15 protein-coding genes are annotated in these 23444 nt (G+C 64.8%); 6 read left to right on the top strand and 9 right to left on the bottom strand.

Features of this window, described 5'->3' with window-relative positions; genetic code table 11:
- Positions 1–17 precede the first annotated feature (17 nt).
- The 7 genes from BUS12_RS10755 to betI form a co-directional block, all read right to left on the bottom strand.
- Positions 18–2810, bottom strand: coding sequence for an Hsp70 family protein (locus BUS12_RS10755; RefSeq protein ID WP_074295681.1), 2793 nt, complete (start codon positions 2808–2810; stop codon positions 18–20).
- 5 nt (positions 2811–2815) lie between these two features.
- A complete protein-coding gene (locus BUS12_RS10750) occupies positions 2816–4663 on the bottom strand; it encodes an Hsp70 family protein (protein WP_074295680.1) in 1848 nt (615 codons plus the stop codon).
- A complete protein-coding gene (locus tag BUS12_RS10745; protein ID WP_074295679.1) occupies positions 4660–5232 on the bottom strand; it encodes a DUF2760 domain-containing protein in 573 nt (190 codons plus the stop codon). The genes BUS12_RS10750 and BUS12_RS10745 overlap by 4 nt, the downstream gene beginning before the upstream one ends.
- Before the next feature lie 615 nt (positions 5233–5847).
- The gene (locus BUS12_RS10740; RefSeq protein ID WP_074295678.1) at positions 5848–7281 is read right to left on the bottom strand and encodes an MFS transporter; all 1434 of its coding nucleotides are present in this window, start codon (positions 7279–7281) and stop codon (positions 5848–5850) included.
- Positions 7282–7446: 165 nt separating this feature from the next.
- A complete protein-coding gene (gene betA / locus BUS12_RS10735; RefSeq protein WP_074295677.1) occupies positions 7447–9165 on the bottom strand; it encodes a choline dehydrogenase in 1719 nt (572 codons plus the stop codon).
- Between the two features lie 11 nt (positions 9166–9176).
- Positions 9177–10646, bottom strand: a complete 1470-nt coding sequence (gene betB / locus BUS12_RS10730) for a betaine-aldehyde dehydrogenase (RefSeq protein ID WP_074295676.1) — start codon at positions 10644–10646, stop codon at positions 9177–9179.
- Between the two features lie 65 nt (positions 10647–10711).
- Positions 10712–11299, bottom strand: a complete 588-nt coding sequence (gene betI / locus BUS12_RS10725) for a transcriptional regulator BetI (protein WP_074295675.1) — start codon at positions 11297–11299, stop codon at positions 10712–10714.
- A 254-nt stretch (positions 11300–11553) separates the two neighbouring features.
- Here betI and fdhA point away from each other — a divergent pair, with 254 nt between their 5' ends.
- Complete coding sequence (gene fdhA / locus BUS12_RS10720; RefSeq protein WP_074295674.1) at positions 11554–12753, top strand: formaldehyde dehydrogenase, glutathione-independent; 1200 nt, start codon at positions 11554–11556, stop codon at positions 12751–12753.
- A 318-nt stretch (positions 12754–13071) separates the two neighbouring features.
- Positions 13072–14115: an AraC family transcriptional regulator gene (locus BUS12_RS10715; RefSeq protein WP_083640337.1), complete on the top strand. Its 1044-nt coding sequence runs from the start codon at positions 13072–13074 to the stop codon at positions 14113–14115.
- A gap of 11 nt (positions 14116–14126) precedes the next feature.
- Here BUS12_RS10715 and BUS12_RS10710 read toward each other — a convergent pair whose 3' ends face one another.
- Both BUS12_RS10710 and BUS12_RS10705 read right to left on the bottom strand, forming a co-directional pair.
- Positions 14127–16682, bottom strand: coding sequence for an adenosylcobalamin-dependent ribonucleoside-diphosphate reductase (locus BUS12_RS10710; RefSeq protein ID WP_074295672.1), 2556 nt, complete (start codon positions 16680–16682; stop codon positions 14127–14129).
- A gap of 230 nt (positions 16683–16912) precedes the next feature.
- Positions 16913–17932, bottom strand: a complete 1020-nt coding sequence (locus tag BUS12_RS10705) for a GlxA family transcriptional regulator (RefSeq protein ID WP_074295671.1) — start codon at positions 17930–17932, stop codon at positions 16913–16915.
- 415 nt (positions 17933–18347) lie between these two features.
- On the opposite strand from BUS12_RS10705, the gene BUS12_RS10700 reads away from it, so the two are divergent.
- From BUS12_RS10700 to BUS12_RS10685, 4 genes are all read left to right on the top strand, one after another.
- Positions 18348–19622, top strand: coding sequence for a serine hydroxymethyltransferase (locus tag BUS12_RS10700; protein WP_074295670.1), 1275 nt, complete (start codon positions 18348–18350; stop codon positions 19620–19622).
- A 69-nt stretch (positions 19623–19691) separates the two neighbouring features.
- The gene (locus BUS12_RS10695) at positions 19692–20663 is read left to right on the top strand and encodes a dipeptidase (RefSeq protein WP_074295669.1); all 972 of its coding nucleotides are present in this window, start codon (positions 19692–19694) and stop codon (positions 20661–20663) included.
- A gap of 122 nt (positions 20664–20785) precedes the next feature.
- Entirely contained in the window at positions 20786–21319 is a 534-nt protein-coding gene (locus BUS12_RS10690) for a DUF5943 domain-containing protein (RefSeq protein ID WP_074295668.1), read from the top strand.
- A gap of 60 nt (positions 21320–21379) precedes the next feature.
- A complete protein-coding gene (locus tag BUS12_RS10685) occupies positions 21380–23443 on the top strand; it encodes an NADH:flavin oxidoreductase (RefSeq protein ID WP_074295667.1) in 2064 nt (687 codons plus the stop codon).
- The last annotated feature ends 1 nt before the right edge of the window (position 23444 follow it).

Here is a 23444-nt window from a genome sequence, read left to right as displayed (position 1 = left end):
CGCCCTGCGCCCGCCCATCAGTCGATCAGCTTGAGCCCCGGCGGCAGCGATTCGCCGAATACCCGTCCCTCATCGGCCTCGTCGAGTTCGACGGTCTCGCGCACCATCGTGATCCACTGCGCCGGTGCGTGTACGGTTTCAAGCCGCTTGACGACGCTCGCCCGCACCTCGTCGGCGAGGTCGCGCGAGCGGTCGCCGCTCATGCGCGCAATCTGCACGGCGGCAAACGCGGCCGGTTCGACCTTCTTCCAGTCGAGCGCCAGCACGGCGTCGAGCCATTTCACCGCGACCTCCGGCGGCACGACGCTGTGCGCGCTGCCGTAGAACGGCCGGCGCGCGCCGATGCGGCCCACGGCCCACCATCCCTGGTGGTTTTCAGACGGCTTCCTGAGCCGCTCGATAAGCCGCTCGCCGAGTTCGATCTTGCGCTCGGCAGGCACCCGTTCGAGCGACGCTTCGAGGCGCAGCATATCGGCATAGCCGGACTTCGCGGGGTCGAACGGCAGCTTCGCGCGTGCCGTGCCGGCGGCCTGCATGAACGCCACGGCGTCGAGCACTTCGAGCTGCTCGCGTTCGCCGAGGCCGCCCGCTGCGCGCCGCCATAGCGTCCACCATTCCGACCAGACCTGGCTGTCGTTGATGTACTGAATGCCGTCGTCGAACAGCGACCAGAGTTGTTCGACTCGCCATTCGTCGAGCGGGTAGCCGAAGCCGGGACGCAGGCAATAGCCGGCCAGGTTCAGCCAGAGCCGCTCATGGTCCGCCGAACGGCGCCGCCGTTTGGCGCGCTCCCATAGGGCGTTGAACAGTTCGCGCAGCAGGGCGCTATTCCAGTTCGCGCGAGGACCGAGGATCTGCTCCAGTTCCGCACGCGTACGCTTGACCTCTTTGGGGTCGACCTTCTGCGACCGCGAGCCGAACGTGCGGTCGATCAGTTCGAGCGCGCGGGGCAGGGCAGGATGAGGCGCTGCGCCGGAGACCGTGACCTTGGCCTCGCCGCGGCGCAACTGGAATTCGAGCAGCCAGCGCTGCGCGGCGTCGCCGGCGTCGATACAGTGCACGTCGAGCGTGCCCACTTCGGTCAGCGAGGCGACGAGCTGGACCGGCGTTTCACCGGACTGGCCGGCCTCGCGCGGCGGCACGACCGTGGCGATCGGCGGCAGGCGCACGAACTCGCCCAGCGCAAGCTCGGCGATTTCGCCCGCTTGCCATTTCGCGTCAGATACTGAGGAAACCAGATGAAACTGGACCGGATGCCCCAGCCGTAAAGCGAACGTGCGGTCCGCCAGATGAATCTCTCGACCTTCCTCGGTGCCGTGCGGCAGGACGCAGACACCGCGTAGCGCCTCACCGTCTTCATCGAGCACGAGGAAGTAGCTGCGCGGCGAACCGCCGCCGATTCGCGGCGCCTGACCCGCACGCGCCAGCGCATAGGCCACCGCGCCGCGCGCGACCGCGACGTCGGGGTTGTCGTTGTGCAGGACATGCAGTGGCGCGCCGCGCCACGCGCCTAGCGTGCCGGCGAGGCGCCTGGTGAGCGCCGGCGCACGGAACACGCCGCCGTTGAGCAGCAGCGTGTCGGGCACGGGTAACGCGTCGTCGTCGGCAGACCCTGTTGTGTCCAGGGCTTCGCGCGATTGCGCCGCGAGCCGGCCCAGAAACGCGGCGACGTGGCGGGTAATGGCCGGATCGCTAGCATAGGGCAAACCGAATTCCACGATTGCGCCACGCGGACGTCCCGGCCGCGCATCCGCGGTAACGCTCGGGAAAAAGCCGTCGACGATGATCTGTTCGACTTCCTCGCGCGTGATTTCCGCCGTGCGCGCTCCGCCGATCAGCTTCGACCCCGAACCCAGCAGCGTAATCGACGCGGATTGCGGTGCTTCGGCGCCGAGCAGTTGCTCCTTGGCGCCACGGCAGCGTTCGACGAGTTGCGAGAGGCTCGCCGCCGATAGCCGCGATTGCGGCGTCGAGAGACGGCTCTCGGCCAGATGCGCCAGCGCGAGGTCCATGTTGTCGCCGCCGAGCATCAGGTGGTTGCCCACACCGACGCGCGTCAGTTGCGGCTGACCGTCCTGCATCTGCACCTTGATCAGGGTGAAGTCGGTGGTGCCGCCGCCCACGTCGCAGATCAGCACGAGCCGCGTGTCGGCAAGTTCGGCGCCGAGCGAGCCGCGATGCCGGAACAGCCAGTCGTAGAAGGCCGCTTGCGGCTCTTCCAGCAGCCGCAGCTTCGGTAACTGCGCGATGCGTGCCGCTTCGAGCGTCAGTGCGCGGGCGCCGTCGTCGAACGAGGCGGGCACGGTGAGCACGACATCCTGCTGTTCAAGCGGCGCGTGCGGAAAGCGCTGGTTCCACGCCGCGCGCACATGGGCCAGATAGCTGGCGCTGGCGGTGACGGGGGAGACTTTGTGCACGTCGTCGCCGGCACCCCAGGGGAGAATCGGCGCGGTGCGATCCACTGAGGCATGCGAAAGCCAGCTTTTCGCGCTGGCGACGAGCCGGCCCGGCACCTGTGCGCCAAGGCTGCGTGCGAGCCGGCCGATTACTACGGGCTGCTCAACATTCGGGTCAGGCGCCTCGCCCGCACCCACCTGCGCACCCGACCACGGCAGTTGCACATCCCCCGCGCTCAATTCCCCTTGCGCCGCGTGATACCGCACGGACGGCAGCAAGGGCCGCGCGGCGACCTCGCCGGGACTGACGAGCTGATCGATCTCGAAGACGCGGATGTCCTCGGAGCCCGCCTCTCCATACGCGACGACCGTATTGCTCGTGCCCAGATCGATCCCGACGATGTACTGCTTCATCTCGGTCAGGCGTGGGCGTTGCCGCGGACGTCGAACTCGACTTTCCAGCGCTCGCCGGTGCCGCGCGGGATGGCTTCCAGTTCGAGCGTGCCGGCTTCGGTCACGCGCGCATGCAGCTTGACCGCGACGATCTCGCCGGGGCTGCGGCCTTCGGTCGGCAAGGTGGCCTCGATCTCGTCGAGTTCCTGCAGTTCTTCCGGCGACCAGTAGTCGAGCAGCGTGCCGACCTGGTCCTGACGACGCACCGACGAACCGAAGAAGCGGAAGTGCACCGGCTCGCCCACCACGAGACCAAACTCCTGCGCGGGCAGCTCTGCATCGGTTCCTTCTTCCATGCCGAACGGCGCCACGCACAGCGCCTGGATGGGCGGTTCGAGACCGGGCACAGCGGGCATGGCGGATTCGACCGCGATATAGAACGCCCGCGCAATGCCGCCGCGAATCCGCACACCCTGGCCGCGCTTCACGTAGCCGTAGTAGGCCGCGCCGCGTGCGACCGCGAGGTCGAGGTCCGCGCCTTCCAGCAGACGCGCGGGCGCCGCGCCTTCTGCCGCAAGCCAGCCGTTGAGCGTCTGCAGAATGCGCTCCACCAGCAGCGGCGACTTGAACACGCCGCCGTTGAACAGCACGGCGGTGGGATGCAGGAAGCTGGCGCCTTCCGGTTGAGCGTTTGGCAGACCGGAGAGTTCGGCCAGTGCCGCGACCTGACGGCCGAGGAACGCTGCCAGATGACGCGTGACGGCGGCATCCTGCGCATACGGCAAGCCCAATTGCGTCAAGCCTGCGCGAGCGCGGCTCACCGGCCGCGCGGTGCTGTCCACTTGCGGAAAGAAGCCTTCGAGAATCGTCTGCGTGAGTTCGGCGCGGGTCAGTTCGGTGCGGATCGAGCCGCCGATCAGCTTGGCACCGCGGCTCGGCACGACGAGCGGCACGGTGTCGGTGGCGGCGTCGGTGAGGAGCGTCTCCTTGGCCGCGCGGCAGGCGTAGGTCAGCGCACGCAGTTGCCACGGATCGGGTTGCGTGCCCTGGGCGGCCAGCTTGCGCGCCACCACGTGGGCCAGCGCCAGGTCCATGTTGTCGCCGCCGAGCAGGATGTGCTCGCCCACGGCAACGCGATGCAGTTCGAGGTTGCCCTCGCGTTCGATCACCGCGATCAACGACAGGTCAGTCGTGCCGCCGCCGACATCCACCACGAGGATGATGTCGCCCACGCGCACCTGCTTGCGCCATTGGCCGCCGCTCTTCTGGATCCAGCTATACAGCGCGGCCTGCGGCTCTTCGAGCAGCGTCATGCCTGCGTAGCCGGCGGCCTGGGCTGCTTCGGCGGTCAGCTCGCGGGCAGCGGGATCGAACGACGCAGGAATCGTGACGGTAATTTCCTGCTCGCTGAACGGCGCATCGGGATGCCCATGATCCCAGGCTTCGCGCAGATGCGTGAGGTAGCGAATCGACGTCTCGAGCGGCGACACGCGGCTCACTTCGGGCGGCGCGTCGTTCGGCAGAATCGCGGCGCGGCGATCGACGCCCGGGTGGCACAGCCAGCTCTTGGCGCTCGACACGAGGCGGATCGGCGTGCCCGCGCCGCGGCTGCGCGCCATTTCGCCGACTGCGAAGTCACGCGCGCCGGTCCACGGCAGACCGAGGTCGAAGGGCGCGAGTTCGCTCGCATGCGGCAGATAGAGGAACGACGGCAGCAAGGGCAGATCGTCGATCGTGGCCGGTGCCGTGAGTTGCGTGATGGGCAGCACGTCCTGGGTGGTCTTTTCGCCGTCGCTGCCGGCGAAGTCGACATACGAGAGGGCGCAATGGGTCGTGCCCAGATCGATCCCGATCGAGTAACGCGGCTCGCTCATAGCTCCACCTCGGCCGCTGCGATCACGGACGCGTCGTGGCTCGCGGCCAGCTTCGGCAGCCGCACGTCGTCGACACGCCAGCCGCGATGGCTGAGGCTGCCGGTAAACGGCGCCTTGCCGACGACGTTGCCGGTCAGACGGACGGCGGTGGCATCGAAGCCTTCGGGCAGCGTCACGCGGCTGCCTTCGGCTTCCTCGCGCACTGGGCGAATCGTGAAGTGCTCGCGCAGCACGGTGCGGCAGCCGCCGTGCACGACACGGGCGGCGGCGCCGATGTCGGCGTCCGAGTAGCCGGCCACGTCTTCTTCGACGAAGTCGATAAAGCGCGCATCGCGCTGCAGCAGGCCGAGCAGTTGGAGCGCGGCATCCGGGCTGGCCTGCTTCAGCGCCGGCGCTGCGGGTTGCGGAGCGGGCGTGGGTGCGGGTGCAGCAACCGGGGCCTGCGTGACGGGCGCGCCGCTGCGCAGGCGCTGTACGCGGGCGGCGAACTCGCCGTCGCCCAGAATGCTGAAGAACGTTCCGACGGCTAGCGAAATCCGGCCGAGGAAAGACACGTTCGAGTCGGTCATAAAGTGGCTCCTGAGGGCTCTGTTAAAGGACGAGCTGTCCTCGGGCGATGCCGGCTCGAGCCGGGGTCGCCGCGGGTTATCGGGTTGCGGACGTCGATGCGCGACACGCGTCATCGGTTGGCTTGGCGGCCCAGGTTGGGCATGGCCCAGTGGGCCTCATCCCGTATTTTACCTTTCGGGCGCGACGGCATCGGCCAAAGGCCGCAATGGAGGGACGAGGAGGGGGCTCAGGAGGGGGCGCGTGCCCACGATGACGCGGGCAGAGATGCAACGTGGACGCTATGCTGCACTGCGGTCGAAGCAGGGTCGCTGGACGTGTAGTGCCGTCAACATCGGGAAATCACTCATGAAGGATTCACCACATTCGCCGATAAAATGTGAGCGTATTCGTAGTTAGCTGGGTCACGCGGCGGTCGGCGCCGCAGTTCATCCCCGGGCCGCGCTAGAAACGGACGCAACCGGTCGCAGGTGTTGGCCGGTACCTCATTGCGAAGCTCGCCTGTGCCGCCTGATCGTCGATCGATCATCAGGTCTGTGCCAGGCGGGCTTTATTTTTTGCGGTGCTGCTGCGGCGGTCAGCGGATCGACCGTTGCAGCCGCAACGATTCGATGCGCCTAGTCGACCGCGACGCCATACGCCGGCGCATTTTCCGCAGCGTCAAGCGAGGCGAGCGATTCGAGGGCGAGGCCCTTCGTTTCGATGCCCATCACCCAGACCGCGAGCGCGGCCACGGCAAACGACAGGGCGCCCAGCGTAAAGACGCCGCCCTGGCCGAACACCGGCAGCACCACACCCACCGCATACGGCCCGATCAACGAACCGACCCGGCCAATCGCCGAGGCGAAGCCCGAACCGGTTGCGCGTGCGCCCGTGCCGTACAGCTCGGGCGTGTAGGTGTAGAGCACGGCCCACATGCCAAACAGGAAGAACTGCATCAACAGCCCCGCACAGATCAGCAGGCTGACGCTATCCGCATGCAGTGCGGTCTGTCCGTAGAGGAACGCCATGATCCCGCCGCCGACAAGCGAAACGATGCAGGTCGGCTTGCGTCCCCAGCGTTCGACCAGCCACGCCGCGCACAGAAAACCCGGTACGCCGCCAAGCGAGATCAGCATCGTATAGAGCACGGACTTCGTCACGGCGAAGCCGGCTTGCTGCATCAGCGCACCGAGCCACGAGGTGAGGCCGTAGAAGCCGAGCAAAGCGAAGAACCACAGCAGCCACACCATGATGGTGCGCTGACGGTACGCCGCGCTCCAGATCTCGCGGAACGCACCCTGCTTCGAGGCGGGCGCAGGCTCGGCGAGCATCGACGGTGCGGGCAGCCACGTGAGACCGTTGGCCTTCATCACTTTCGCTTCGATGCCGGCAAGAACGGCGTCCGCCTCATCCAGCTTGCCGTGATGTTCGAGCCAGCGAGGCGACTCGGGCACTACGCGGCGTACGATCAGCACAAACACCGCCGGAATCGCGAGCAGTGCAAACACCGTGCGCCAACCGAATTGCGGCAACACGAAGTACGAGACGATGCCGGCCGTGATGAAGCCGAGCGGCCAGAAGCCATCCATCAACGCAACCAGCCTGCCACGCGAGGCAGCGGGCACAAACTCGGAGAGCAGGGTCTGCGCAATCGGAAACTCCATCCCCATGCCGATGCCTAGCAGCACGCGGTAGAAAATCAGCGCATCGACGGAATGCGCGGTCGAACACAGATACGACGCGATCCCCCACAGCACCATGCTCCACTGGAACACCGGACGGCGTCCGAAACGGTCGGCGAGCAATCCCGCAACCGCGGCGCCCAGCACCATGCCGAAGAAGCTTGCGCTCGCAACCAGTCCGGCCATCGCGCTGGAGAGTTTGAATTCGGTCTTGATCGAACCGAGCACGAAGGTCATTGTGCCTAGGTCGATCGAATCGAAGAAAAACGCTGCGGCAATGATGATGAAAATGGTCCGGTGATAGCCGGAAAACGGCAGGCGTTCGAGACGCGCTGCGGCACTGGGACGGGCGGGAGACAAAACGCTGGGCGAAGCGGCGCTCGGCATGGCATCCTCTGAATGGATGGTTCGAAGACCTTACGACCCGTTTGGATTCGAGGTCTGGTTCCTTTCAGTAGACTTGACCATTAAAGGCCGACATAGAACGAAATCGGCATTCGGATGGAACGGGCGCGCCATGTTGCGCCGCCCGGACATGGCGCGCCCTGCCGCTCACTCCACGTGCACGGCATTTTCCTGCATGAGGCTCGTCGAACGTGCAGACGTGCCGCGTGCCGGTGCACCGGCGGCCACGAAGTAGGGCGTATCGACCCGTGCCAGTGCAGTGCGGCCGCGAATGCGGTCGGCGATCTTTTCGGCGAGCATGATGGTCGGCGCGTTCAGGTTGCCGGTGGTGATGCGCGGCATGATCGACGCGTCCACCACGCGCAAACCTTCCAGGCCATGCACGCGGCCTTCGTTGTCGACCACGGCCATCTCGTCGTAACCCATCGCGCACGAACACGACGGGTGATACGCCGTTTCGGCGCGGGCCCGCACGAAGGCGTCGATCTCCGCGTCGCTTTGCAGTTCCGCGCCGGGGCTCAGTTCGCGGCCGCGGAAACGGTCGAGTGCCGGCTGGCGGATGATCTCGCGAGTTATGCGGATGGCGTCGCGGAACTCGCGCCAGTCCAGCGCTTCAGCCATGTAGTTGAAGAGAATCGACGGATGCTCATGCGGATCGCGCGAGCGCAGCTTGACGCGTCCCCGGCTGGGCGAGCGCATCGAACCGACGTGCGCCTGGAAGCCGTGCATCTTGATCGCATTGGTGCCGTTGTAGTTGATCGCCACCGGCAGGAAGTGATATTGGATGTTCGGCCACGGATCGTCGTCGCGCGTGCGGATAAAGCCGCCCGCTTCGAAGTGGTTGCTCGCGCCGATACCGGTGCCCCTGAGCATCCATTCGAGCCCGATGGCCGGCTGGTTGTGCAGCAGCAAGGCAGGGTAGAGCGAGACGGGTTCCTTGCACTCGTACTGCATGTACATCTCGAGGTGGTCCTGCAGATTCTGGCCTACGCCAGGCAGATCGAGTATCAGCGGAATGTCCAGTTCGCGCAGCCACGCAGCGGGGCCCACGCCCGAGCGCTGCAGGATTTGCGGCGAGGCGATCGCGCCGCCGCACAGCAGCACTTCGCGGCGCGCGTAGGCAGCGACGCTCGTGCCGCCATGCAGATAAGCGACACCGTTGGCGCGCTTGCCCATGAACAGGATGCGATCGGTAGTAGCGTGCGTGACGATGGTCAGGTTCGGCCGCCGGCGCGCCTGGTCCAGATAGCCGCGCGCCGTGCTGGCGCGCCGGCCATGCGCGGTCACCGTGCGATCCATCGGGCCGAAGCCTTCCTGTTGATAGCCGTTCAGATCGTCGGTGCGCGGATAGCCGGCCTGCACGCCCGCTTCCACCATCGCGCCGAACAGCGGATTCGCGCCGGGCTTGCTGGTGGTCACGTGAACCGGGCCGTCGCCGCCGTGATACGCGTTCGGGCCGACGTCGCGCGTTTCCGCCTTCCTGAAGTACGGCAGGCAGTCGAGGTAACTCCAGTTGTCGAGGCCTTTGCGTTCGGCCCAGCCGTCGTAATCGAGTGCGTTACCGCGGATGTAACACATGCCGTTGATCAGCGACGAGCCGCCGAGACCTTTGCCGCGCCCGCATTCCATGCGGCGGTTGTTCATGTGCGGTTCGGGTTCGGTTTCGTAGGCCCAGTTGTAGCGCCGTCCTTGCAACGGATAGGCGAGCGCGGCGGGCATCTGCGTGCGGAAGTCGAAACGGTAGTCGGGGCCGCCTGCTTCGAGCAGCAGCACCGTGACGTCCGGGTCTTCGGTCAGGCGCGTAGCCAGTACATTGCCCGCCGAGCCCGCGCCGATCACGATGTAGTCGTACTCTTTCGCTGCCATGCTGCGCCTCCTCAAAACACCGGCTGGTACTTGCCCAGTTCGACCTGGATGGACTTGATGCGCGTGTAGTGTTCGAGCGTCGTGATGCCGTTCTCGCGGCCCACGCCCGACTGCTTGTAGCCGCCCACCGGCATTTCCGCCGGCGATTCGCCCCATGTGTTGATCCAGCAGATGCCGGCTTCGAGGCGGTGAATGACGCGGTGCGCCCGCGAGAGATTTTCGGTGACGACACCGGCCGCGAGGCCGTAGATCGTATGATTGGCGCGGGCGATCACCTCGTCCTCAGTGGCAAAGGTCAAAAGGCTCATCACCGGGCCGAAGATTTCTTCGCGCACGATCTTCATCTCGTCGTGGCAATCCGCGAAGACCGTGGGCTGCACATACTGGCCGCGGGCATAGTCGCCTTCGAGCAAACGCGCGCCGCCCGCTACCAGACGCGCGCCTTCGCGCTTGCCGCTTTCGATGTAGCCCAGTACCTTGTCGAGTTGCAGCGCGCTCGCGAGCGGCCCGAAGTTGGTGGCGGGATCGGACGGCTTGCCCACGCGGATGCGCTTCACCCGTTCGAGCACCTTCGCTTCGAAGGCCTGCTGCACCGCTTGATGGACGAACACACGCGTGCCGTTCGTGCAGACCTGGCCGGCGCTAAAGAAATTCGCGGTGACGGCGATATCCGCGGCGCGGTCGAGGTCGGCGTCGTCGAATACGATCAGCGGCGACTTGCCGCCGAGTTCCATCGTCACTTCCTTCAAGGACGAAGCGCCCGCGAGCGACATCACTTTCTTGCCCGTTTCGACGCCGCCCGTGAACGAGATCTTGGCGATGCCTTCGTGCCCGGCAAGCAAGGCGCCCACTTTGCCGTCGCCCTGCACGACGTTGAATACGCCAGGCGGCACGCCGGCTTCCAGATAGATTTCGGCCAGCTTCGCGGCGGACAGCGGCGTGATTTCGCTCGGCTTGAAGATCATGGCGTTGCCGGCTGCGAGTGCAGGGGCGGACTTCCAGCAGGCAATCTGGATCGGATAGTTCCAGGCGCCGATGCCGGCTGTGACGCCCAGCGGCTCGCGACGCGTATACACGAACGACTCGGCGCGCAGCGGAATCTGCTGGCCTTCGATGGCGGTGGCGAGCCCCGCGTAATACTCGATGACGTCCGCGCCCGTGACGATATCCACGGCGCGCGTTTCGGCGACCGGCTTGCCGGTATCGAGCATTTCAAGCTCGGCGAGTTCGTCGTTGCGCTCGCGCAGCAGGTCTACTGCGCGGCGCAGGATGCGCGAGCGTTGCATCGCGGTCAGCGCGGCCCATGCGCGCTGGCCTTCCTGCGCGGATTGCACGGCACGCTCGACATCCGCGGCGCTCGCCTGCTGCACGGTGGCGAGTTTTTCGCCGGTGGCGGGATCGAAGGTGTCGAAGGTGACGCCGCTGGTGGCGTCGACATACTCGCCGCCGATGTAGAGACGTTGCAGGCCAAACGAGGGCATCAGGTTTCTCCTTGAAGGCGTGAGACAGTGCGTGGCTTTACTTCAGGCACTTCAGGCGTGAGAGGTCACGCCTCGGGCGCAAGCAGCATGTCGATGTAGTCGTTCGCGAGCCGCAGGGCCGCTTTGGTGTCGAACGGATCGCCGGAGAGCGCGCCGCGCAACCACAGCCCGTCGATCATCGCGGCCAGGCCGCTGGCCGCGCGCCGTGCCTGGGCGCGCGGCAAGGTTTTGGCAAATTCCGCGCACAGGTTGGAAAACAGCCTGCGCGTATTGACGCGTTGCAGGCGCCGTAACTGCGGCTCATGCATGCTCTGCGTCCAGAATGCGAGCCACGTTTTCATCACCGGGCCGCTTAACTGGCTGACGTCGAAATTGCCTGCCACGATGGCGCGCAAACGCGCGCGCGGCTGCGCTTTCGCTGCAACGCGCCGGCGCGTGGTGGCCGCCCACAGATCGCGCAGGATATGCCGCATGGTGGCTTCGAGCAGGCCGTCCTTGTCGCCGAAGTAGTGGCTGACGATGCCGGTTGAAATCCTGGCACGCTGCGCTACCGAGGCCAGCGTGGTGCCCGCCAGTCCCGCTTCGTCGATGCTTAAAAGGGTGGCGTCGATCAATTGCGCGCGACGCACTTCGCGCATTCCGACTTTGGGCATGTCTCTCAGGCTCTGGCGTCGAAAGACCTCACTCTAGCGGTTTTTTATTGATCGTTCAATCAATGAAAAATGCCTTGCGAACCGCTTTGTCGGTTTGGGCAAAGCTCATGTCGGGTTTTGCACACTTGTCGCAGGGGCTCAGGGAATACGCTCGAATCAGCGGCGTTTGCCGGATGCCGTGGCGAACAGCGCTGCTGATCAGGCAGCAAACCAGACAGCAAATCGAGCAGCTAGACGAACATGGAGACGAGACAATGAGCAGCAATCGCGGTGTGGTGTATCTGGGTGAGGGCAAGGTTGAAGTGCGACCGATCGACTATCCGCGGATGGTCGATCCGAGTGGCCGCGAAATCGGTCACGGCGTGATTCTGAAGGTAGTGTCGACCAATATCTGCGGCTCCGATCAGCATATGGTGCGCGGCCGCACGACGGCTGAGGTCGGGCTGGTGCTGGGCCATGAAATCACCGGCGAGGTGGTGGAACTGGGCCGCGACGTCGAGACGCTGAAGATCGGCGATCTGGTTTCGGTGCCGTTCAACGTAGCCTGCGGCCGCTGTCAGACCTGCAAGGAACAGCATACCGGCGTGTGCCTGAACGTGAATCCGTCGCGTGCGGGCGGGGCGTATGGCTACGTGGATATGGGCGGCTGGATCGGTGGACAGGCCGAATACGTGCTGGTGCCCTACGCGGATTTCAATTTGCTGAAGTTTCCGGATCGCGATCGTGCGATGGAAAAAATCCGCGACCTGACGTGTCTGTCCGATATCTTGCCGACCGGTTATCACGGCGCGGTGATGGCGGGCGTGAAGCCGGGCGCGACGGTGTATATCGCCGGGGCGGGTCCGGTCGGCATGGCTGCTGCTGCGTCCGCGCGTTTGTTGGGCGCGGCATGCACGATCGTCGGCGACATGAACGCGGAACGGCTCGCGCATGCGCGTGCGGTGGGCTTCGAAACCGTCGACCTGTCGCTCGATGCGACGCTCGGCGAGCAGATCGCGCACATACTCGGCAAGCCGGAAGTGGATTGCGCGGTCGACTGCGTCGGCTTCGAGGCGCACGGTCACGGCAGCCATGGACATCACGAGGAAGCGCCCGCGACCGTGCTGAATTCGCTGATGGACATTACGCGGGTGGCCGGCGCCATCGGCATTCCGGGCCTCTATGTGACCGACGATCCGGGCGCCACCGACCCGGCCGCCCGCAAGGGCAGCCTGAGCATCCGCTTCGGCCTCGGCTGGGCGAAGTCGCACTCGTTCCATACCGGGCAGACGCCGGTCATGAAATACAACCGCAATCTGATGCAGGCGATTCTGTGGGACCGCTTGCCGATTGCGGATATCGTCAACGTGACGGTGGTATCGCTCGATGAAGCGCCGGAAGGCTACCGCAAGTTCGACGGCGGGGCGCCGCGCAAGTTTGTGATCGACCCGCACGGGTTGCTGAAGGCGGCGTAAGCAAGTGAGGGCCGCCTGAGTGGGACTGCCCGCTGCGGTGCTTTTCAACCCAGCGGGCAAGTTAGCAGCCCAAACGATGGCCCATCCGGAAAGCGTCTGTGCAAAGCGCCGTTGGCGCGGGCAGCGTGGACAGGATATGCTTCGCTAACCGGATTGGCGCGCACGGGGCGGGCTCGCGGCCCGACACGATTCGTGCCTGTCTGAGGCGATAAAGCGGATCGAGACTGGACGGAAGCCCGAAATGCGCGCCGACGGATCCACGACCCGAGGCCCGCGTCCATGCCGCCAAGCCGCTTTCTCTTGCCACCGCAGCCACCGATGCTCGCGCCCGGCATCCTCCACAGCAATTTCAGCGTACACGGCGATGCCCGTCAGAGCTTCCTGGCCTGGCAGGAGCGCATGAGTCCGGTCTTCGACATACGGCCTGCCACGAAGCAGGGCGAGGAGCGCTTCGACGCGGCGCTCACCCGTTACTCGGTCGACGATGTGAGCCTGTTCGACTTCCTCACCGGCCCTAACCTGGCGGTGCGCTCGTTGGGGCGCGTCTCGACGGAAAGCATTCACGATGTCAGCTTCAGCATCTTCCTGGAAGGCGAGCGGGGGCAGTTCCTCGGCGGCAAGCAAAGGTCCGACGCGCCGCGCGTGCCGTCCGTGCCGGGCATCCTCGCATTGGACATGGATCAGCCGTGCACCGTGCGCAGTTTCGAGGGGCGAATCCTGCTGCTGTTCGTGCCGCGCCTCTTGATTGAACGGTCGTTTCCCGATGCCGCTTCGCTGCATGGCCGTTGGGTCGAGGCGACGACGCCTCTGATGCGTACGCTGATCGCGCATCTGGTGGCGCTCAACCGGCAGATCGCCGGCCTGAGCAAGGAAGAGGCGTATCAGTCCTTGCTCACGGCGATCGAACTCCTCGCTGCGGCTTTCAGCCGGCAGGCGGGACTTTCCGGCAACGCCCGCGCGGCGGTGCGTGCCGCGGTGTATGGGCAGGTGCGGCGCTTTGTCGAGGCCAATCTGCACGACCCGGATCTGACGCCGGAGAGCGTGCTGGCGTCGCTGCATCTGTCGCGCGCCAGCGTGTACCGTCTGTTCGAGCATGAGGGTGGGCTTGCCGCGTATATCCGCAGCCGCAGGCTTTTGATGGCGGCCGATGAACTGGTCCGCTTTCCGCATCTCTCGGTGCAGGATATTGCCTCGGGGCTGGGCTTTAATGACGCGTCGAGTTTTACGCGCGCTTTCCGGCGTGCGTTCGATATCGCGCCGCGTGAATTGCACGGCTATGCACCCTTGCTCAGGCGCGAACCGGCGAGACGCTTGCGCCATGCCTCCTGGCCCGTTGGCGGGAGTTCAGCCTGGCAGGCGTGAGCAGGCCACGTTCATCCGCACGCGCCCACTTCGCCGCACGCCGTGCAAAAGTCGCAACCGTCCTTGCGAATCACCGCATTGGCGCCACAGGTGCCACATTTGCGGCCCAGCATCGTGCGCAACTGGTTGAGGCCTTCGGTGTCGGGGGATGCGTCATCGTTGTGGGACGTCACGGTGGTGGGAGCGGAGGTAGAGGCAGCAGGCGCCGCCGCGACCTGCTCATGTCCAATCCGGGCCAGCACGCGCGACGGCACCTGATTGCCCTCGGCATCCAGAAAGCCGCGCCGGTGGAGGATCTGCTGGATCGCGTACGCCAGCGCCGCAACTTCCGAATCGTGCCACAGCGGCGAGCGGTGGCCGTCGAGCCGTTGCACGTCGCCTAACCGCACCTGGCCGCGATCCCACGACACCTTGCGCAGGTCCTGCAGATTGCGCGCCACAAAACCGCCGCGCGCGGCCAGCGACAGCGAGCGCATCTGCGCGGTGATCCACTGTTGCGATTCGTCGCGCTGACCCACCGGAATGAAGAAGTCGATAGGCCGCTCGATCGTCACGTCCTCGCCCGCGAGGCGCCCCGTGACTTCCATGAACGACACCGCGACATACAGCGATTTTTTGCCGGCCTGGGTGAGGTATTCGACCTTTTCGATAATCGCCGGGAGTTCGCCCTTGGGGCGATGATCGATGGCGATACGCAGCGGGTCGAGATCCGCTTCGGTGAGCGAATCATCGGGCTGTTGTGGCGCCACGCTCAGCACCGCGCCGAGCGTTTCGTTGGGACGATACGTGGCGAGGCCCTTGAGGCCGTTTTTCCATGCGTCGAAGTAGAGGCTCTCGAACGCTTCGAATGGGTAATCGGCGGGCACGTTCACCGTCTTCGAGATCGACGTGTCCACGTAAGGCTGCACGGCGGCCATCATGTCGAGGTGGTCGCGCGCCGACATTTCCAGGGCGCTGACGAAGTAGTCGGGCAACGCCTCGACATCGCCGCCCAGTTCGCGGTACAGGCGATACGCGTAGTCTTCCACCGCGAACGATTCGCGGCTGCCGTCGGCCATCACCTTCATGCGCGTGTAGGTCCACGAAAAGGCCGGCTCGATGCCGTTCGAGGCGTTGTCGGCAAACGCGAGGCTCACCGTGCCGGTTGGCGCGATGGACAGCAGATGGCTGTTGCGGATGCCGTCGCGGCGGATCGCGTCCTTGATGTCGTCGGGCAGGCGCGACGCGAAGGTGCCGTCTTCCAGATAGCGCTTGGCGTCGAACAGCGGAAACGCGCCGCGCTCGCGCGCGAGTTCGACGGAAGCGCGGTACGCCTCGTCGCGCATCAGGCGGGCAATGCGCACCGCCAGTTCGCGGCCTTCGGGCGAGTTATAACGCAGGCCGAGCATCACGAGCGTATCGCCGAGGCCCGTGAAGCCCACGCCGATGCGCCGCTTGGCGCGCGATTCGTCGTACTGCTCGGACAGGGGCCATAGCGTCACATCCAGCACGTCGTCGAGAAAACGCACCTGGGTGCGGGTGCTGTTCGCGAGCGCATCCCAGTCGAACGAGGGCGTGCCGCCTTTGCCTTGCGCAAACGGGTCGCGCACGAAGCGCGTCAGATTGAGCGGTCCGAGATTGCAGCAGCCATAGGGTGGCAGCGGTTGCTCGCCACAGGGATTGGTGGCGCGAATCGTTTCGACTGCGCGCAGGTTGTTGTCCTCGTTCATCCGCGAGATGAACACCACGCCGGGTTCGGCCACGTCGTAAGTGGAGCGCATGATGCGGTCCCAGATCGCGCGGGCCGGTTTCTCGCTGTAAACCCACAAGCCGTCTTCGCGCTGCTGCATGTCGTTGGCGGCGCGCAATGCCGGCGAAGGCTCGGCGCGATGCACGAGTTGCCACGGTTGATTCTGCTCGACCGCGCGCATGAATTCGTCCGTGACGGCGACCGATACGTTGAAGTTGTTCCAGCGGCCCTTTGAATGCTTGGCTTCGATGAATTCGAGCAGATCCGGATGGTTGCAGTCGAGCACGGCCATCTGTGCGCCGCGCCGCGAGCCCGCGCTTTCCACCGTGCGGCACGATGCGTCGAACACATCCATATAGCTGCACGGACCGGAGGCCGACGAACTGGTGGTGTGAACGCGCGCGCCTTTGGGGCGGATCGCCGAGAAGTTATAGCCGACGCCGCCACCGCGGCGCATCGTTTCGGCCGCCTGCAGCAGCGCGACATAGATGCCCGGCAGGCCTTGCTCGTCGACGCCCTGGATGCTGTCGCCGACCGGTTGCACGAAGCAGTTGATGAGCGTCGCCGCGATACCCGTGCCCGCCGCGCTCATGATGCGGCCGGCGCCGAGCGCGCCATGGCGCAGGTTCTCTACAAAACGGGCTTCGATGGTCTCGCGCAGGGCAGCGGGTTCCGCCATCGCGACACCACGGGCGACGCGCCGGTAGACGTCGTCGGCGCTTTGCTCGTCGCCTTTGGCGTACTTTTCCAGCAGGACGTCGAGCGAGAATTGTTGCGGCGCAACCAGCAGCCGGGGTGCGGAGTGAGTGGGGCGGGTTTCAATGCTGTCGTCTGCCATGGCCCAGCCTTTAACGGCGCCGCAGCTTGCGCAGCGCGATGGTGGAAAGCAGTCACTCTAGCGGGGTGTGGGCGTCGCCGGGGTGACATGCCGCAACGAACTCACCATAGCTTACGCGACGCCTCGCCACAATCCAAGACATGGCGGCCGAAGGGGTTATAGACGTAAAGAAGCCGCGCTAAACGGCGCGTGGCTTGATGGAATCCAAAGATGGCCGAGTAAGGTCCGGCTCAGGCCTGCAGTGCGATACCGAGCGGTGCGCCCGGCGGCATGGTGTGGGCCAGCGGCGCAACCTGCTTGCGCCGTTCACGCGTGGGTGCGGTGCCGAAGGCGTCGCGATAGCTTTTGCTGAAGTGACACGCCGACTGGAAGCCGCATGCCATCGTGATGTGCATGATGGACATGTCGGTCTGCAGCAGCAACTCGCGGGCGCGCCGCAAACGCAAGGTCAGGTAGTAATGCGTCGGCGTCATGCCGAGGTGCTCGCGGAACAGGCGCTGCAATTGCCGTTGCGACATGTTGGCGAGGCGCGCGAGCTCTTCGCGCGACAACGGCTCCTCGATGTTGTTCTCCATCAGTGCGATCACTTCGAACAGCGACTTGTTCGCCGAGCCGAGCCGCGCGACGAGCGGCATGCGTTGCTGCGCGTTGGTATCGCGCACGTGTTCGACAATGAACTGCTCGGCGATCTGCGTGACGCGTGCGGTGCCGACGCGCGCCGCAATCAGGTTGAGCATCATGTCGAGCGGCGCAACGCCGCCGGTGCAGGTCACGCGGTCGCGGTCGATCACGAACAGTTCTTTCAGGAAGCGCGTGTCCGGAAACTCTTCCTTGAGCGCCGACATGTTCTCCCAATGGATTGCACAGGCGTAACCGGCCAGCAGCCCTGACTTGGCGAGCGCATAGGTGCCGGTGCACAGGCTGCCGAGCGCCACGCCGCCACGCGCGAAGCGGCGCAGCGTCGACAGATGGGCGGGGGTGGTTTCGCGCTGCACGTCGATGCCGCCGCACACGAACACGATATCGGGCTGGCCCACGCATTCGGCGGGACCGGTGTCGACCGCCAGACCATTGCTTGCCGTAACCGGGCCGCCGTCGGGGCTGATGATCGACCAGCGATAGAGCTGTTGTCCGCTCAGGTAGTTCGCCATCCGCAGTACTTCGATCGCATTGGTGAAGGCGATCATCGTGAAGTTCGGCAGCGGCATGAAAGCGAAGTGGGACAGCGACGCGGTGCGGTCAGGCGACATGGTGCGGGTGTTCCTTCGACTCTGTATTGTGTTGCGGCCGTCGTGGGGGGGACGGCTCCGTCATTCTGGGTTCGAGGGCAACAAGCGTGCCATACGGCTAAACCCTGGCCTTATCAAGCGGGTTGAAAGATTGGCGGGCGCCGCCGCACCGCGCGTGTGCGGCGCAGGCACTGTTCGCGGGCGGCTCGCGCACGCAAGCAGTGCGGGCGGGCGGCGAATCGCACGACCGGTCACTTGTCCAAAACGGACTTGAATGGCGGAAAAGGCAAAGAACGCGTCTGAATTCGTAAATTGACGTTTCCGATGAGGGAGAAGAATAGAGCCGTCGGTAGCCGGTGGCAGCAGGCCAGTCAAGGGATTCACGGTGTTTCGCGGACTGCCTCCATCACTGCAATCCATTTCTCACGGAACGCCCATGTCGAACGCAAACCCCTTCTTTTCGCAGACGCTCGCCGAACGCGATGCGCCGGTCCGCAGCGCGGTGCTCAAGGAGCTCGAGCGGCAACAGTCGCAAGTCGAGCTGATCGCGTCGGAAAACATCGTGTCGCGGGCGGTACTCGAAGCGCAAGGCTCGGTGCTGACCAACAAGTATGCGGAAGGGTATCCGGGCAAGCGTTACTACGGCGGTTGCGAATTCGCCGACCAGATCGAGGCGCTGGCGATCGAGCGCGTCAAGCAACTGTTCAACGCAGGGTACGCCAATGTGCAGCCGCACTCGGGCGCGCAGGCCAATGGCGCCGTGATGCTGGCGCTCACGAAGCCGGGCGATACGGTGCTCGGCATGTCGCTCGACGCGGGCGGCCACCTCACGCACGGCGCAAAACCCGCGCTGTCCGGCAAGTGGTTCAACGCCGTTCAATATGGTGTGGATCGCGAGACGCTGCGGATCGACTACGACCAGGTGGAGGCACTGGCGCATGAACATAAGCCCACGCTGATCATTGCCGGCTTCTCGGCTTATCCGCGGGTGCTCGACTTTGCGCGGTTCCGCGCGATTGCCGATAGCGTCGGCGCGAAGTTGATGGTGGATATGGCGCACATCGCCGGCGTGATCGCCGCAGGCCGCCATCCGAATCCGCTCGAACACGCACACGTTGTGACTTCAACGACCCATAAGACGCTGCGTGGCCCGCGCGGCGGTTTCGTGCTGACCAATGACGAAGACATCGCCAGGAAAATCAACTCTGCGGTCTTTCCGGGCCTGCAAGGCGGCCCGTTGATGCATGTGATCGCCGGCAAGGCGGTCGCATTCGGCGAAGCGCTGCAGGACGGCTTCAAGTCGTATATCGACAGCGTGCTGGCCAATGCCCAGGCGCTCGGCGAAGTGCTGAAGGCAGGCGGCGTCGATCTGGTCACCGGCGGCACGGACAATCACCTGCTGCTGGTGGATCTGCGTCCCAAGGGCCTGAAGGGCACCCAGGTCGAACAGGCGCTGGAGCGCGCGGGCATCACCTGCAACAAGAACGGCATCCCCTTCGATACGGAAAAGCCCACGGTCACCTCCGGCATTCGCCTCGGCACGCCGGCCGGCACGACGCGCGGTTTTGGCGTCAGCGAGTTCCGCGAGATCGGCCGCCTGATTCTTGAGGTGTTCGAAGCGTTGCGCGTGTCGCCCGAAGGCGATGCGGCCACCGAACAGCGCGTGCGCCGCGAGATCTTCGCGCTGTGCGAGCGCTTCCCGATCTACTGATTCGCCGTCACGCCCCCTTACTTACGCTAAAGGCAGCGCCCCACACGCCAGCCAGATGGAGCAAACAGAATGAGCACTCTGCACGAGAACAGCATCATCATCGACGGTCTGAATATTTCGCGCTTCGATCGTTCGGTGTTCGAAGATATGCAAAAGGGCGGCATTACCGCCACGAATTGCACGGTATCGGTTTGGGAAAGCTTTAGCAAAACCGTCGACAACATCGCCCTGATGAAGCAGCAGATCCGCGAAAACAGCGAACTGCTGACGCTTGTGCGCACCACCGACGACATCCTGCGCGCCAAGAAGGAAAATCGCACGGGCGTGATTCTTGGCTTCCAGAACGCGCATGCGTTCGAGGACAACCTTGGCTATATCGAAGCCTTCGCCGATATGGGCGTCCGTGTCGTGCAGCTTTGCTACAACACGCAGAATCTGGTCGGCACGGGCTGCTACGAGCGCGACGGCGGCCTGTCCGGTTTCGGCCGCGAAGTGATCAGCGAAATGAACCGCGTCGGCATCATGGTCGATCTGTCGCACGTTGGCGGCAATACTTCTTCGGAGGCGATTGCCTTCTCGAAGAAGCCGGTGTGCTATTCGCACTGTCTGCCGTCCGGTTTGAAGGAGCACCCGCGCAACAAGTCCGACGAGCAACTGAAGGAGATCGCCGATGCGGGCGGTTTCGTCGGCGTGACGATGTTTGCGCCGTTCCTCAAGCGCGGCATCGACGCGACGGTGGAGGACTATGTCGAAGCCATCGACTATGTGGTGAACCTGATCGGCGAGGACACCGTGGGCATCGGCTCCGATTTCACGCAAGGCTATACGGTCGATTTCTTCGACTGGATCACGCACGACAAGGGCCGCTATCGCCGTCTGACGAACTTCGGCAAGGTCGTGAATCCGGAAGGCATTCGCACCATCGGCGAATTCCCGAACCTGACAGCGGCGATGGAGCGGGCCGGCTGGAGCGAGACGCGCATTCGCAAGATCATGGGCGAAAACTGGGTGCGCGTGTTCCGCGACGTCTGGGGCGCCTGAGGGGCGAGCCAGACCCACGCGGGGCGCTTCAAGCCCGCTTTGACATGCATGCATTAAACCGGCGACGGGTGCCTCGAAGAGCACCCGCGATCGATACCGCTTACCCCACGGAGTAACTCGCGATGCAACCGCAACTGCCGATCGACGTCGATGCGAATACCGGCGTCTGGACCACCGATTCGCTGCCCATGCTGTACGTGCCGCGCCATTTCTTCACCAACAACCATACGGCAGTGGAAGAAGCGCTGGGCCGCGACGTCTACGCGGAGATTCTCTACAAGGCCGGCTACAAGTCAGCCTACCACTGGTGCGATAAGGAAGCGAAGCAGCACGGCATCAACGGCATGGCGGTTTTCGAGCACTACCTGAACCGTCTGTCGCAACGCGGCTGGGGTCTCTTCAAGATCGTCGAAGCCGACCCGGCGAGCGCGCGTGCGCGGATCGAACTGCATCATTCGTCGTTCGTGCTGGCGCAACCGGGTAAGGAAGGCAAGCTCTGCTACATGTTCGCAGGCTGGTTTGCCGGCGCCATGGACTGGGTCAACGACACCACCGAAGCGGGCAAGAACGCGCCGCGCTCGCAGTCGAAAGAAGTGCAGTGCGCCGCCGAGCACCACGCGCATTGCGTATTCGAAGTGTCGCCGCTGGCTGATTAGAAACGCGTGGAAAACGCGTAAGAACCTGCTTTAACCGAACCCCGTCCGAGGTCGTCCGCGATGCGTTACCCGAATCTGTTCAAACCCTTGACGCTGAACCAGTTGACGCTGCGCAACCGCATTGTCAGCACGGCGCATGCCGAGGTCTACGCCGAACCGGGCGGTCTGCCCGGCGATCGCTATATCCGCTATTACGAGGAAAAGGCCAAGGGCGGTGTGGGGCTCGCCGTATGCGGCGGCTCGAGTCCGGTGTCGATCGATAGCCCGCAGGGCTGGTGGAAGTCGGTGAATCTCTCGACCGACAAGATCGTCGATCCGCTCGGCCGTCTCGCCGAAGCGATGCACCGCCACGGCGCGAAGATCATGATTCAGGCGACGCACATGGGCCGCCGTTCGGCGTTTCATGGCGAGCATTGGCCGCATCTGATGACGCCGTCCGGCGTGCGCGAGCCGGTGCACCGCGGCAATGCCAAGATTATCGAAGAGGAGGAGATTCGCCGCATCATCGCGGACTTTGCAGCGGCGGCAAAGCGGGTGCAGCAGGCGGGCATGGACGGCATCGAGATATCCGCCGCCCACCAGCATCTGATCGATCAGTTCTGGAGCCCGCGCACCAACTTCCGCACCGATGAATGGGGCGGCAGTTTGCAGAACCGGTTGCGCTTCGGCGTCGAAGTGCTCACTGCTGTGCGCGAAGCCGTTGGGCGCGATTTCTGCGTCGGCTTGCGCATGTGCGGCGACGAGTTTCATGAGGACGGACTCGACCACGAACAGTTGAAAGAGATCGCCCAGGCAATGTCCGAGACAGGCCTGATCGACTATATCGGCGTGATCGGCTCCGGTGCGGATACGCACAATACGCTCGCCAACTGCATGCCGCCGATGGCGTTGCCGCCCGAGCCGTTCGTGCATCTGGCGGCGGGCATCAAGTCGGTGGTGAAGCTGCCGGTGATGCACGCGCAGAGTATCCGCGACGCGGGTCAGGCCGAGCGTTTGCTGGCGAACGGCATGGTCGATCTGGTCGGCATGACCCGCGCGCAGATCGCCGATCCGCATATGGTCATCAAGATCCGCGATGGCCGCGAGGATGAGATCAAGCAGTGCGTGGGCGCGAACTACTGCATCGATCGTCAGTACAACGGTCTGGACGTGCTGTGCGTGCAGAACGCGGCGACCTCGCGCGAAGCGACGATGCCGCATGTGATCGAAAAGACCCGTGGGCCGCGCCGCAAGGTGGTGGTGGTCGGCGCGGGCCCGGCGGGTCTGGAAGCGGCTCGTGTTGCGCGTTCGCGTGGCCATGACGTCGTGCTGTTCGAAAAGAACGATGCCGTGGGCGGTCAGATCATGCTGGCGGCGAAGGCGCCGCAGCGCGAACAGATGGCCGGCATTGTCCGCTGGTTCGACATGGAAACCAGACGCCTCGGCGTGGACCGGCGCCTTGGCGTCGCGGCCGACGACAAGATGATTCTCGCCGAGAAGCCCGACATCGTCGTGCTCGCCACCGGCGGTTCAAGCTTTACGCAGCAGGTGCCGGCATGGGGCGTGGCGGAAGGGCTCGCGGTCAGTTCGTGGGACATTCTCGCGGGCCGGGTCGAGCCGAAGCAGAACGTGCTCGTTTATGACGGCGTCAGCACGCATGCGGGCGCGGGCGTCGCGGACTTTATCGCCAGCCGCGGGTCGAAAGTGGAGATCGTCACGCCCGACGTGAAGGTGGCGGACGACGTCGGCGGCACGACCTTCCCGATTTTCTATCGCCGCCTTTACGCCCTGGGCGTGGTGCATACGCCGAACTACTGGCTCGATCGCGTCTACGAAGAGGACGGCAAGACCATCGCCGTGCTGCGCAACGAGTACACCGAGGAGCAGGAAGAGCGCGCCGTCGATCAGGTGGTGATCGAAAACGGCAGCACGCCTAACGACGAACTGTACTGGAAGCTGAAGCCGGAATCGGTGAACCGCGGCCAGGTCGACGTGCACAAGCTGTTCGCCGCCGAGCCGCAACCTTCGCTATCCGAAGAACTGGGTAACGGCCGCTTCCTGCTGTTCCGGGTCGGCGACTGCATCTCGATGCACAACATTCACGGCGCGATCTACGACGCGCTGCGCCTCTGCAAGGACTTCTAAC

The sequence above is a fragment of the Paraburkholderia phenazinium genome (genome assembly GCF_900142845.1).
Classification (GTDB): domain Bacteria; phylum Pseudomonadota; class Gammaproteobacteria; order Burkholderiales; family Burkholderiaceae; genus Paraburkholderia; species Paraburkholderia phenazinium_A.
The sequence above is the reverse complement of the archived record's forward strand: the minus strand, read 5'-3'. Positions and strand labels throughout refer to the sequence as shown.

Excerpts from the sequence above, each read along its gene's own strand:
- BUS12_RS10695 (WP_074295669.1), top strand. The coding sequence starts at position 19,692 with ATGAGCACTCTGCACGAGAACAGCATCATCATCGACGGTCTGAATATT.
- betA (WP_074295677.1), bottom strand. The coding sequence starts at position 9,165 with ATGGCAGCGAAAGAGTACGACTACATCGTGATCGGCGCGGGCTCGGCG.
- BUS12_RS10705 (WP_074295671.1), bottom strand. The coding sequence starts at position 17,932 with ATGTCGCCTGACCGCACCGCGTCGCTGTCCCACTTCGCTTTCATGCCG.
- fdhA (WP_074295674.1), top strand. The coding sequence starts at position 11,554 with ATGAGCAGCAATCGCGGTGTGGTGTATCTGGGTGAGGGCAAGGTTGAA.
- BUS12_RS10745 (WP_074295679.1), bottom strand. The coding sequence starts at position 5,232 with ATGACCGACTCGAACGTGTCTTTCCTCGGCCGGATTTCGCTAGCCGTC.
- BUS12_RS10685 (WP_074295667.1), top strand. The coding sequence starts at position 21,380 with ATGCGTTACCCGAATCTGTTCAAACCCTTGACGCTGAACCAGTTGACG.
- BUS12_RS10755 (WP_074295681.1), bottom strand. The coding sequence starts at position 2,810 with ATGAAGCAGTACATCGTCGGGATCGATCTGGGCACGAGCAATACGGTC.
- BUS12_RS10700 (WP_074295670.1), top strand. The coding sequence starts at position 18,348 with ATGTCGAACGCAAACCCCTTCTTTTCGCAGACGCTCGCCGAACGCGAT.
- betI (WP_074295675.1), bottom strand. The coding sequence starts at position 11,299 with ATGCCCAAAGTCGGAATGCGCGAAGTGCGTCGCGCGCAATTGATCGAC.
- BUS12_RS10750 (WP_074295680.1), bottom strand. The coding sequence starts at position 4,663 with ATGAGCGAGCCGCGTTACTCGATCGGGATCGATCTGGGCACGACCCAT.
- betB (WP_074295676.1), bottom strand. The coding sequence starts at position 10,646 with ATGCCCTCGTTTGGCCTGCAACGTCTCTACATCGGCGGCGAGTATGTC.
- BUS12_RS10710 (WP_074295672.1), bottom strand. The coding sequence starts at position 16,682 with ATGGCAGACGACAGCATTGAAACCCGCCCCACTCACTCCGCACCCCGG.
- BUS12_RS10690 (WP_074295668.1), top strand. The coding sequence starts at position 20,786 with ATGCAACCGCAACTGCCGATCGACGTCGATGCGAATACCGGCGTCTGG.
- BUS12_RS10740 (WP_074295678.1), bottom strand. The coding sequence starts at position 7,281 with ATGCCGAGCGCCGCTTCGCCCAGCGTTTTGTCTCCCGCCCGTCCCAGT.
- BUS12_RS10715 (WP_083640337.1), top strand. The coding sequence starts at position 13,072 with ATGCTCGCGCCCGGCATCCTCCACAGCAATTTCAGCGTACACGGCGAT.